Source organism: Legionella drancourtii LLAP12 (genome assembly GCF_000162755.2).
Taxonomy (GTDB): domain Bacteria; phylum Pseudomonadota; class Gammaproteobacteria; order Legionellales; family Legionellaceae; genus Legionella; species Legionella drancourtii.
Window position 1 is genome coordinate 9,869 of sequence record NZ_JH413814.1, and the last position, 13,033, is coordinate 22,901.

A 13,033-nucleotide genomic window follows, 5' to 3' on the forward strand; every position below is an offset into this window, starting at 1 on the left:
AATTAATCCATGACACCGTCCAAAAACAAATGACCGATGTGCGTGAACAAATAAGCCATAGTTTTAAACAACATGCCAGCTCACTGACCTCACATTTACAATTACTTACAGAAGAAATTCGCTCACATCTGCATAGTTTGACACAGCAAGTGAATAACAAATTAACTGAAGGATTTGAAAAAACCTCATCAACTTTCATCGATGTGGTGAAACGATTAACCATTATTGATGAAGCACAAAAGAAAATTACCGAACTATCAAGCCATGTGGTTAGTTTGCAAGATGTACTCGTCGATAAGAAAGCACGTGGTGCTTTTGGTGAAGTGCAATTATCGACATTAATTAGCAATATGATTCCTGCTAACCACTATCAAATGCAATATACTTTAAGCAATCAAAAACGGGCTGACTGTATCTTATTTTTACCGGAACCTACAGGCAATGTAGTCATTGATGCCAAGTTTCCGCTGGAAACATATCAGCGTCTGATTAACATTGAGCCAGGCTCAATTGAAAAAAAATCATTGCAGCAACAATTTCGGCAAGATATTCAAAAACACATTAAAGACATTGCTGAAAAATATATTATTCCGAATGAAACCACCGATGGCGCCATGATGTTCATTCCCGCAGAATCCATCTTTGCGGAAATTCATGCCAATTATCCGGATTTGGTTGCCACATCACAACGCTTAAAAGTATGGCTGGTTTCTCCCAGCACTTTGATGGCCGTATTGACCACCGCCAAAGCAGTACTCAAAGATGATGCTACGCGCAAGCAAGTGCACATCATCCAAAAACATTTACATGCTTTGGCTGATGATTTCCAACGTTTTGAAAAACGCATGGATAAATTATCCAAGCACATTAATTTGGCGCATCAAGATGTCGGCGAGGTAAGCACTTCAGCGAAAAAAATTACGTCTCGCTTTCAGAAAATTGAATCAGTGGATATTCAGTTGGATGAGTTAGAATTAATTGAAAATAATACCTCAGCAACTGAAGAAGCACTGCTTATCTGAACCAGCGATTTAATGGCAGTGAGAAGATATGCAGCGACATCTCGACGCCTTGGCATCAAGATTACCAAGAAGGCTTATGGAGGAATTATCCAACACGCGCCCTTGCTCATAGAGACACTACACTATTTTTTTCTGCATCCAGGTATCGCAACTAAAATGCCCTGTTTGTCCTAGAGGAGCGTTTAAAAATTCAAATCCATGACGGCGATAAAGGGAAATTGCTTGAGTCATACTCGATAGTGTTTCCAAATAAATCGTATAATAATTTTTTTCTGCTGCCGCAGCTAAAGCAAGCCGAAGCAACTCATCCCCCACCCCTAATCCTCGCGCAGCACTAGATAAATACATTTTCTTTAATTCACCGATAGACTTATCGACTCCAGACAGTGGCCCAATGCCAACTCCTCCCAATAATTCATTTGCTTTTTCAGCAACTAAATAAATTTTATCTTTTCCCTGATATGCTTCAAACATGATACTAAGTTCAGCATCACAAAATGCAAACCCAGGTTTATTGGCACCAAATTCTGTTAATACCAATTTAATAAGGTTACTAAGATTAGTATTATCGCGTTTTTCAATAGGCCGAAAGCGAATACCTTGCAAACGGCGAGATTTTTTAAGGGCATTTGCATATAAATTCAATCCTTGCTTTATTGTAGAAACACCTTGCTCATCCAGATAATTCAACGCAGTGAGCACCTGTGCCTGAGCAGCATGGTTAATTTGTGTAATTAATTCCTTACCTTCCTGTGTTAGCGAAATATTTTTTACCCGACTATCAGAGGGGCAATTCACGATTATTAATAATTGCTTGCTTTCTAATGACTTCACCAACTTACTAATGTAAGACTTATTCAATCTTAAATTATTTGCCAATACTTGCTGGGTGATGACTCCTTGTTGTTCACATTCTAGCAATAGGTGTACTTTTGCAAAATTTAAATTGAGCGCTTGATAAGGATTGCCTAAGAATCCAAATTCTCGTATTAACTCACGCGCATAATAACGAAGCGCGTCTACATTTTGATTATTTTGTTTCATAACAAGACCATATAGTTTCCAAAGGAAACTATATTAATATAAAATTAACGAATAGCAAAGGTGCGAATACTTTTTCTCTGCAAACAGGTTTATACAGGTCATACATCAAATTCCTGAGTTTCGCTACACTGTGCCTGAGCGACGCGCCAATGCTCAAGAACTTCGCATCCGAACGTTAAGTTAAAACCAATTTAGTAATTTTTAAATAGATAAAGTTTGGGCCATCTAGCCTAATAGATCGACTGTTGGGTCTTGACCCAACCTACGTATTTTTTAATATCAGCAAATTAAGTGCAACAAAAGCAATACAAAGGTATAATAGCTATTTTTTCAAGCCGATTGCATAAGTCATGACCATGAATACGCTACTTTACCAACCCACGCAAGCCAAACAAATTTGGGCACAACTCCAAGGAAGCAGTCTACCACTGGCCTTGGCTGAGTACTGTCAGCAAACTCCTGGCATCAAATTATTGATTGCTCAAGATAACCTCTGTGCCAATCAATTACAGGCTGAATTAGAGTTCTTTTTAGACCAACAGCATTCGCCCCAGGAATTATTATTCTTCCCTGACTGGGAAACATTGCCTTATGATCAATTTTCGCCGCATCAAGACATTATTTCGGAACGACTCTACACGTTAAGCCGCATCCAACAAGTCACCAATGCCATTGTCATCACGTCAGCAAGCACCTTGATGCACCGCTTGTGTCCGCCTGCGTTTTTAAATCAATACGCCCTCATGCTTAAAGAAGGACAAACGCTGGATCTGTACGCCTTTAGAAACCAATTGCAACAATCTGGTTATCACAGCGCAAATAAAGTTTTGGAACATGGTGAATATTCCTTACGTGGCTCGATCATCGATGTCTACCCCATGGGTTCAGGCTTGCCTTTTCGCATCGAATTGTTTGACGATGAAATTGAAAGTCTGAGAAAATTTGACCCAGAAACACAGCGCACCATAGAAAAAATCACCCAAATTAACGTATTACCTGCGCGTGAATTTCCACTAAATGAACAAAGCCAACTCTTATTTCGCCGCGCATTTCGCGAGTTATTTCCAGGTAATCCGAGCCACTGTCCGCTGTATGAAGCAATCAGTGAGGGACAATTCCCCTCAGGCATAGAATATTACCTACCCCTGTTTTTTGAAAAAACGGTGACCTTTTTTGATTATCTGCCAACCAACGCCAAAGTATGTTTAATTGAAAACATCCAAAATAATGCAGAACAATTCTGGCAAGAAGTAAGTGAACGCTATGAGCAACGACGCCATGATGTAAGCCGTCCGATTTTGACACCAACCGCCTGCTTTATTAATCCAACAGAACTTTTAACCAAAGCGAATGAGTATGAACAGTTACGTTTATTCCATCATGCCTCAGAGAAAAAAGGTGCAATCAACTTTGATATTGCCCAAGCACCACAATTACCTATAGATAGAAAGACCGAAGAGCCGTTAAAAAATCTCCGCGAATATTGCGCCGACACCTCTCGTCGGTATTTGATCGTAGTTGAAAGTGCCGGACGACGTGAAGTATTGCTTGATTTACTCAAACTAAGTGGCATCTTCCCAAAAGTACAAGCATCCTGGCACGACTTTATCCATGATACAGCCCCAATTAACATCAGCACTGGCGCCCTAACCTTAGGTTGTGAATTAACTGCAAACACAACTGTTTTGATTGTTGAATCACAATTATTCGGTGAACAAAGCACGCCACAACGTCGCGGCACACAAAAAGCAGTCGATCCTGATTTAATTATTCGTGATATGGCCGAGCTACGCCTAGGTGCTCCGGTAGTTCATTTGCAATTTGGTGTGGGGCGTTATCAAGGATTACAGCATATCGAAAGCAATGGCGCCGCCAGTGAATTTTTAGTGCTTGCCTATGCCGGCGAAGATAAGATTTATGTCCCCGTTACCTCATTGCATTTGATTAGTCGTTATACCGGGATGGATAGTGAACACGCACCTTTACATAAATTAGGCTCAGATCAATGGCAAAGAGAAAAGAAAAAAGCTGCCGAAAAAATTCATGATGTGGCGATCGAATTACTCGACCTCTATGCCAAGAGAGAAGCACAACCAGGGCATCAGTACGAGTTAAACCATAGTGAATACATCAAATTTGCCAGTGCCTTCCCGTTTACCGAAACCGTTGATCAGTTACAATCGATTAACCAAATCATCACGGACATGCAATCGTCACGGCCAATGGACCGACTGATCTGTGGTGATGTAGGATTTGGCAAAACAGAAGTAGCCATGCGCGCTGCGTTTGTCGCCGTACAAAACAATAAACAGGTCTGTATCTTAGTCCCCACTACGCTGTTAGCAGGACAACATTTTGAATCCTTTAGAGATCGATTTGCTGATTTTGCCGTGAACATTGAATTACTTTCTCGTTTTCGCTCAGCCAAAGAAACCGAAGGCGTACTTGCCTCATTAAAGTCAGGAAAAACCGATATAGTCATTGGCACCCACAAATTATTCCAAAGTAATATCGCCTTTAAAAATCTGGGCTTATTAATTATCGATGAAGAACATCGATTTGGCGTAAAACAAAAAGAACACATCAAAGCCTTGCGCACCCATGTTGATATTTTATCCATGACGGCAACCCCTATTCCGAGAACCCTGAATATGGCCATGGCAGGCATTAGAGATATTTCTTTAATGACCACACCACCAGCGAAACGCCTAGCCATTAAAACCTTCTGGCAAGAGAAAAAAGATTCGGTCGTCCGTGAAGCCATTTTGCGGGAAATCTTAAGAGGTGGACAAGTATTTTTCTTGCATAACAATGTAGAAACCATTGAGCGAATTTGTCAGGATCTGCAAACCTTAGTTCCCGAAGCCAAAGTGCGCAGCGCTCATGGACAAATGCGTGAGCGCGAATTAGAACGTGTGATGTCTGAATTTTACCACCACCGTTTTAATGTACTGGTCTGCACTACGATTATCGAAACCGGTATCGACATCCCCACCGCCAATACCATTATTATCGACCGAGCGGATAAATTTGGCTTAGCCCAATTACATCAATTACGTGGTCGCGTTGGGCGCTCACATCATCAGGCTTACGCTTATTTGTTAACACCTGATGAAAAACTGTTAACCTCAGATGCGGTGAAACGTCTGGAAGCCATTGTCTCACTCGAGGATTTAGGTGCAGGGTTTACCTTGGCAACACACGATCTGGAAATTCGCGGTGCAGGCGAACTCTTAGGTGAAGATCAAAGCGGCAATATGCATGCAATTGGCTTTAATTTATTTATGGAAATGCTCGACAGAGCAGTCAGTGATTTAAAAGCTGGAAAAATCCCTGAATTATCAGCGCCAATGTATCAAGGCCCTGAAATTGATTTACGCATTAGCGCGATTATTCCTGAAGAGTACATTGCGGATATTCATAACCGCTTAATCATGTATAAACGAATTTCCAATGCGAAAGATAAACAACAATTACATGAGCTGCAGATTGAATTAATCGACCGTTTTGGTTTATTACCGCAGCCAGTGAAACATTTATTACTGATCACCGAATTAAAATTAAAAGCACAGGATATGGGGATTCAAAAAATCAGTGCGGGTGCTCAACAAGGTAAATTGGAGTTTAGTGAACAGCCTTCTATTGATCCTGGCGCATTAATTAGCCTGATCCAAGTTCATGCTAAACGCTACCAAATGGAAGGTCCTCAACGCCTACGCTTTACCTTAGACAGTGAAACTCCTGAAGAACGTATTTTTGAAATCAGTTCATTACTGAATAAATTAATGGCTAAAGCGTAGGAAAGAGTATTGACAATTGGTTCACACGACCTAGATGCCTCGGCTTACCGGGGCATCTAGTGAATGGTGAATTTAACATCTTCATTTTAAAAGAAATAAGCCCTTGCGCTTTGATAATAACACATCGCACTGAGATTATAATTCATAAGACTTATGATTTAGCGCATAGAATACATTTGTTCTATTTCTCCTAAAATATTACTTACTGCAAAAGGTTTAAAAAACAGAAAACGTCGTTTTCCACCAAATTTAACAAACTCTTCCTCTTCTTGTCGTTTTAATGTCTTTTCTAAAATTTTTTTTGATCCAATATTATCTGGATGAACTGTAGCGACTATTTCTCTAATCAAACCTTCAAGTGAGTCTGTGGGGGCTTCTGTAACAATATGTTTTATGTATTTCTTACCAAGAATAGCAATTTCAGTACCATATCCCTTTCCCCAAAAGGGTTGGTCAATAATGTAACCAATCTCAGCAACATTCTCATGCCCCACTCCCACTTTAGCAAATCCAGCAACTGAATGATCAATATTGAGACAACCCATAAATTCATTGGTTTCTTTATTAAAGATAGTAAACACCGCAAATTTTTGATTATCGTTCCATTTTTTCATCTCACCTTGGACAAACTCTGTAACCTGAGTCAAAGTCCAAGGCTTGCCTTCACCGAATAGAGCTACATTTTTAGAGTTCCCCAATAAGGCGGCATACTGTTCGATTAAGAACGATTCTTCATTTTGATTAAATGAGCGAAGTACTAATCGTGCCGAACAAATAGTGTATTGGTTTGCGTCATGACAAACCTCTACCACCCCTATTTTTTTAGATGAATAACTTTTTATTGGCATAATCAATCCCTTAATTAGTCACGGAGAATTAACATTAGGTTCTTTTTAGGCTACAACCATTTCACGTCGGTATAAAGGCACTTGTAATAAAAATTCACTGGCATTGTGCTTAACTACGTCTTTGAGGCAATGATTGTGCTCGAACACTTTTTTTTGGCGTTCCGAACTTGTACCCGAATCCATAATCGCCTGGAGGGTGGAAAAATAAGTTTGATAATCCAAGTGTTCAATGTAAGGTTGTAATTTTTCAATCCACTCCTGTAGGTCTTCACGCATTAATTTAGTTTTACCATCCGTATTCATCACTAATTCAGCATCTAAACCATAACGAATAGCACGCCATTTATTTTCTCGCGCCAGCCAATAGGGCGGATATGCTACAGATTCAAGCCAACTGCCATTATCCGTAAACCAATGTGCAAGAGCATGAATAAAAGCCACCAAGGCTAATGTTTCTGATAAAGTAGCAGTACCATCACAGACACGAATTTCCAGGGTACCAAAACCTGGACTTGGTCTTAGATCCCACCATAAATCTTTAAGTGATTTAATTGAATCACAAGATTTCAAACTCTTATAAAGGTATTCAAAGTCTTGCCAGCTACGTACTGGATAAGGCTGTCCTGCTGTCGGAAGCGCCTCATAGGTCGTTGGACGACATGAAGCCAATCCTGTATCAATACCCTGCCAAAAAGGCGAACTTGAAGATAATGCGAGCATATGAGGCAGAAAATACATAAAAAAATTATTAAAGCGGATGCATTCTTCACCACTAGCCATACCCAAATGCACATGCAAACCATACACGCTCATACGTCGAGTGAGCCATTGATTACGATCAATTAACTCTTGATAGCGTGTTGTTGGTGAAACCATCCAATCAGTGTATTTGGAAAATGGATGCGATCCCGTAGTTGAAAATAGAATACCCAAGTCTTTTGTAGCATATTGCAATGCAGCTAAGGTTGTGTAAAGGTCGTCTTCAACGTCTTGAACTGCAACACACTTACCAGTATTTACTTCAATCGTGCTTAAATAAAATTCTGGTTTAACTTTTTCAAGATGAGTGGTAGCCTTTAGCACTTCTTCCGCTCGTGCGCACAGATTATAGCTTTCAGGGTCAATCAATTGAAGTTCAATTTCCACTCCTAAAGTAAGTATACCATTACTGTTAAAGTAAATTTCATCCGCTTCTGAGGTATGCATTGATTGAGAAGCCAATTTGTTTGGCTTTAAGGATTTATTGATTTTTTTATGCATTATTAATCCTCCCTTTATAGGTAATATTTTGAGAGTTGCCAAGGTATTTGGCATTTTGAACGTTAAATCCGCTACTATTTTTGCAGGCGCTTCTATAGTTATATTTAATACTTGGATACAATAGATAATTCCCGTAAATATTAATCATTGTTGATATGATTCGTACACAAATCATTTATCATACTAACGATTTAACGGGGTCATTTCAACCTTAAATACTTAAAAGATCGTTTATGACTCATATCGGCAAAGAGCAAATTGAAGAACAAAAACCTGAAACCCCTCAGTCAGAACAACGCTCTAAAAGCATTATTCTGGCCTTGCGCAAGATCATGCAACAGATGGATTATCACTCCAGACGATTAAACAAATGTTATGGCTTAACTGTTCCACAAATTGTCTGTTTATATGAAATTCATGAAAATGGAATCATGACCTTATCCAGTTTATCGAAAAAAGTTTATCTCTCAATGAGTACACTTGTAGGCGTTATCGATCGTTTAGAAGAAAAAGAATTTGTTCGCCGAACCAGAGACAGCAAAGACCGCCGCATTATTTACATTGACATTACTGAAAAAGGCAATGAGTTTGTAAAAGCAGCCCCCTATCTTCTCCATAATCGACTACATGAAAATCTTCAGGTTTTAAGTGAAGAAGAACAATTAACTCTTGCTAACTCCATCAATCTATTAGTTAATCTCTTAAAAGATATATAAGTTAACATGAGTCCGGGATAAGAAGGTGTGCAGCACCATTTTAATGCCTTGGCATCAAAATTACCAAGGCAATTACGCTACCGATGGCGTAATCCAAAAAACAACCACTTGTTTTTCGGCGGTTTTAAAATAGCGCCAACCTTGCGCATGATAGGCGATCATTTCTTCATTGATTGGCAAATGCTTTGATGCAAGCCATGCATGGGTTCGATTAATGCAGTCTGTAATAAGACGAACATCATCTTTAATATTCTTCCCACAAATAATTGCACCATACTCTTGATTCCATGTTGCATGTGGATTAACCAGTGCCGGCATTTGATCAGGAAAAAAAGGTACTGCACGGGGATGATTTGGCAAATAAAAAGCCAAAGCAGCAGGATGATCCGGCCAACTAAAGCCACTAAGCCAGTTAAATTTTTTCCCAGGAAACTTTTTTTCAAACTGCTGTGCAATAGCTACTGCCATTTCTTTATTGGCTTCCGCATAATCTAAGCGATTTTCTTTCTGAGCTTGGTATGTCGCTACAAATAAAGTAAAAACCAATAAAAAAGTAACGGTAAAAGCCCAAAAATACGTTAACCTCTTAAGCAAGACAGTTAAGGGGACTTTAACTAAATCAACATGTTTACTCAATAGATTAGCCATCAAAATAGGTAATGCAAACCAAACTGATGTAGCCCAACGCTCCATTAAATGAATATTAAAAACAACAGCGCTTACGATTATAAGCGAAATGGGCAGAAAGCAGAGGTAATTTAAAACCCGCTTATTGCTCTTTTCGATACATGGCGCAGCAGACGACTTAGGAGTACGCTGTCTTAATATCAACCAAGTAGTCCAGGAGAGGACAAAATAATAAATGCCACTTAATGAAAAATTAATTATATTTGACAGGCATTCCCATAATGTAAAATTATTTTCGGGGATCGTACTTAAATAGCGGGAAGTATAGGTGCGAAAGGGAAAATCCATCCGCACTTCCCAGGCAATATGAGGCGTTAATAATAATAAAAACAATGCCAAACAGGCATATGGAAATGGGGTTTTATACCAAGCTCGATAACGTTGCTCGACAATCGAAATAATAAATAACGTAAATAAAAGCACCACTGAAAAGTATTTACCCAATATACTCGCAGCTGCTAACACGCTGAATAATAAAGTCCATAGCCATTTTTTAAATGAAGCGGTCGTATCCAGCGAAGCCAGGAATGCAACAGCAGTCCAAGGCCACAAGGAAAATAAGATGGTATCGGCATTAAATTTTACTGCATAAAGGTTATAGGGATAGGCAAAAAGACAGAAAAGCAGAACCAAGAATAAAAATAACTGCGTCTGAGCAAGATTAGATTGCTCCTTATTGGGGAGCAATTGTCTTGATAAACACAGAATGCCTAATAATGCGAGCGCATTATTTAAATAGGACAACGCATAGTATGCTATGGTGGTTGTGGGCCAGAGCATAAACCACCAACGGGTTATCCAACTAAACAGTGGTGGATGTTTGAAGGAGCCCCATTCAAAGGTTTGTCCCCATGCGTAATTTTCAAGCATGTCATGCCCTAGATTAGGCAAGCAAAACCACGCCAGAATGGCAAAAATGGTACAGTGTATGAAAACAGTACGAGATAATAAAAATGAAGACACAGCGCCCAAGACAGTATTTTCTTTTTGAAGAAAATGATGATTAGACATGGTATTTTTATCCATAATAATATCTAATTGATGACCTACAAAAAAATAGTCCCTTATTACCAAACTTTTTCCTATAAACAAGTTTTAGTTTCTTATTAAGGTCTGTTGACATGTCACTAGACCGAGCCCAAACCGGCTTATTTTGAGCACCTAAGCGGAGCATCCATCCGAGGAAAAAATATTATTCTTTGCGCCGCAATCCCGGATTAGGCTGTGCTAATCCGGGCTACGATCGGCCCGATATTTTAACTAGTACCACCTACAGTCAAAGCATCTATTTTTAAGGTAGGTTGACCAACGCCTACGGGTACCGATTGACCCTCCTTACCACAAACACCAATCCCACGATCTAATGCCAGGTCATTACCAATCATACTGATTTTTTTCATGACATCAGGACCATTGCCAATTAGTGTAGCGCCTTTAACCGGTGCCGTAATTTTTCCATTTTCAATAAGATAGGCTTCGCTCGCAGAGAATACAAATTGGCCAGAAGTAATATCTACCTGCCCCCCACCAAAATTCACCGCATACAAACCACGTTCTACAGAACGGATAATCTCTTCAGGATCATGCTGTCCAGCTAACATATACGTATTGGTCATGCGCGGCATAGGCACATGTGCATAAGATTCACGACGACAATTACCGGTGGATTGCATTCCCATTAATTTTGCATTCAATTTATCTTGCATGTAATTAACCAGCACCCCATTATCAATCAAGGTAGTACATTGAGAAGCTGTTCCTTCATCATCAATGGTTAATGAGCCGCGTCGCTCTTTTAAAGTACCATCGTCAACTACAGTAACACCAGGTGCAGCAACCTGCTGGCCAATACGCCCAGAAAAAGCAGATAAGCCTTTACGGTTAAAATCACCTTCCAAACCATGGCCGACAGCCTCGTGTAATAAAACACCGGGCCAACCTGGGCCTAAAACAACAGGCATTGTTCCTGCTGGGGCAGGTTTTGCGTCCAGATTAATTAACGCTTCACGCACTGCTTCACGGGCATAACTTAAAGCATTTTCTTTTTCAGTAAAATAAGAATAGGCCATGCGACCGCCACCGCCTGAACGCGCTGACTCTCGTCGGCCATTTTTATCTTCGACAATAACACTGACGTTGACGCTAACTAAAGGTCTAACATCAGCCACCATCTGCCCATGCATGTCAGCGACCATAACTACTTCATAGCAGCCACTAAGCGAAGCATTAACTTGTATCACGCGCGGGTCAATACTGCGGGCCTCTTTATCAATCGCTTCCAATAAGGCAATTTTTTCTTGCTTACTCATTCCTTCAATTGGATTTAAACCACGATAACGGCTTTCAGCAATGGTTTTCACGTGAACAGGTTGCACGGCTTTAGCGCCCGTCAGTGCAATCGAACGTGCCGCATCTGCTGCACGCAGCATGGATGGCAATAAGATATCGTCACAATAAGCAAAACCGGTTTTATCGCCACTTACTGCACGAATACCCACGCCTCGATCTAAGGAATAGCTACCGCTTTTGACCACCGAGTCTTCCAAATACCAGGATTCAGAACTGCAACTTTGAAAATAAAGATCCGCATCATCAATATGATTGCTCATCATTGTTTTAAACAATTTTTCAATACCAGTTTCATCCAACGATGCGGGAGCTAGTAAAATTTGTTTTGCTGTAGTTAGAGCTTCTGTCATTTAATTACCCTTTAAATTTAATACATGATGGTCCACACTTGGAAACGTTTTTCGCAAATGCTGTAGACCTTGCAAATCAATTTCCGCGGTCACTACGCCTATTCCATCCGCTTGCTGCGCGAGCACTGCCCCCCATGGCTCAATAATCATGCTATGCCCATAGGTCGAACGTCCGTTTTCATGATGCCCGCCTTGATTTGCGGCTAATACGTACGATAAATTTTCTATGGCTCTTGCTCTTAATAATACCTCCCAATGAGCAAGACCGGTTACTGCAGTAAATGCAGAAGGAACGGTAAATAACTGCGCACCTTGTATGAGTAGTTGTTGATACAGTTCCGGAAAACGCAAATCATAACAAACAGTTAAACCGATTTTACCAACAGGAGTATCCACGACAACAAGATCATGGCCGCGCTCGATAGTTGCTGATTCACAGTAAGCTTCTTGTGGCGATACACTAACATCAAATAAATGAATCTTGTCATAACGTGCAGCACATAAGCCTTGCTCATCATAAACAAGACAGCTGGCTCTGACTTTGGAACCACTCCCTTTCAAAGGCATAGTGCCTGCAACAACCCACAAACCTAATTGTTTTGCCAATTGACTTATTTTTTCCTGAATTGGTCCTTGACCATAGACTTCACCAATATGCAATTTATCGGTTTCATGACGCCCCATAAAAGCAAAATTTTCAGGTAATAAGACCAGCTGGGCATCATCTTCACGTGCTTGAATCATCAATTTTTCAACTTGTTGCAGATTTTCAACCACGTTTGCTGAAGAAACCATTTGTGCCAATGCAACACGAGCCATAATGAGCCTCAATTCACTGGGGTCTGCTGCAACCACTGCCATTAAGTTAAGGAAATCTGTCATTCCCGCGCAGGCGGGAAACCATCCATGAATTGGCATTATAGCCAGTGAAGAATGGATCCCCGCCTATGCGGGGAC

9 protein-coding genes are annotated in these 13,033 nt (G+C 40.2%); 3 read left to right on the forward strand and 6 right to left on the reverse strand.

The window, feature by feature from the left end:
• A partial coding sequence (locus LDG_RS06505; RefSeq protein ID WP_040534747.1) for a DNA recombination protein RmuC occupies positions 1–1,022 on the forward strand: 1,022 nt, incomplete at its 5' end.
• Between the two features lie 117 nt (positions 1,023–1,139).
• Here LDG_RS06505 and LDG_RS06510 read toward each other — a convergent pair.
• On the reverse strand, positions 1,140–2,066 hold the full coding sequence (locus LDG_RS06510; protein WP_006870422.1) for a bifunctional helix-turn-helix transcriptional regulator/GNAT family N-acetyltransferase: 927 nt from the start codon (positions 2,064–2,066) through the stop codon (positions 1,140–1,142).
• A 350-nt stretch (positions 2,067–2,416) separates the two neighbouring features.
• Here LDG_RS06510 and mfd point away from each other — a divergent pair, with 350 nt between their 5' ends.
• A complete protein-coding gene (mfd, locus tag LDG_RS06515; protein WP_006870423.1) occupies positions 2,417–5,866 on the forward strand; it encodes a transcription-repair coupling factor in 3,450 nt (1,149 codons plus the stop codon).
• A 158-nt stretch (positions 5,867–6,024) separates the two neighbouring features.
• Here mfd and LDG_RS06520 read toward each other — a convergent pair whose 3' ends face one another.
• Positions 6,025–6,714, reverse strand: a complete 690-nt coding sequence (locus tag LDG_RS06520; protein WP_006870424.1) for a GNAT family N-acetyltransferase — start codon at positions 6,712–6,714, stop codon at positions 6,025–6,027.
• A gap of 45 nt (positions 6,715–6,759) precedes the next feature.
• Positions 6,760–7,974, reverse strand: coding sequence for a carboxylate-amine ligase (locus LDG_RS06525; RefSeq protein WP_006870425.1), 1,215 nt, complete (start codon positions 7,972–7,974; stop codon positions 6,760–6,762).
• Between the two features lie 233 nt (positions 7,975–8,207).
• Here LDG_RS06525 and LDG_RS06530 point away from each other — a divergent pair, with 233 nt between their 5' ends.
• A complete protein-coding gene (locus tag LDG_RS06530; protein ID WP_006870427.1) occupies positions 8,208–8,690 on the forward strand; it encodes a MarR family winged helix-turn-helix transcriptional regulator in 483 nt (160 codons plus the stop codon).
• Positions 8,691–8,762: 72 nt separating this feature from the next.
• Here LDG_RS06530 and LDG_RS06535 read toward each other — a convergent pair whose 3' ends face one another.
• The 3 genes from LDG_RS06535 to LDG_RS06545 form a co-directional block, all read right to left on the reverse strand.
• A complete protein-coding gene (locus tag LDG_RS06535; RefSeq protein ID WP_006870428.1) occupies positions 8,763–10,451 on the reverse strand; it encodes a glycosyltransferase family 39 protein in 1,689 nt (562 codons plus the stop codon).
• 182 nt (positions 10,452–10,633) lie between these two features.
• Positions 10,634–12,076, reverse strand: a complete 1,443-nt coding sequence (tldD, locus tag LDG_RS06540; RefSeq protein ID WP_006870429.1) for a metalloprotease TldD — start codon at positions 12,074–12,076, stop codon at positions 10,634–10,636.
• Positions 12,077–12,895: a carbon-nitrogen hydrolase family protein gene (locus LDG_RS06545; protein WP_040534770.1), complete on the reverse strand. Its 819-nt coding sequence runs from the start codon at positions 12,893–12,895 to the stop codon at positions 12,077–12,079.
• Positions 12,896–13,033: the final 138 nt, after the last annotated feature.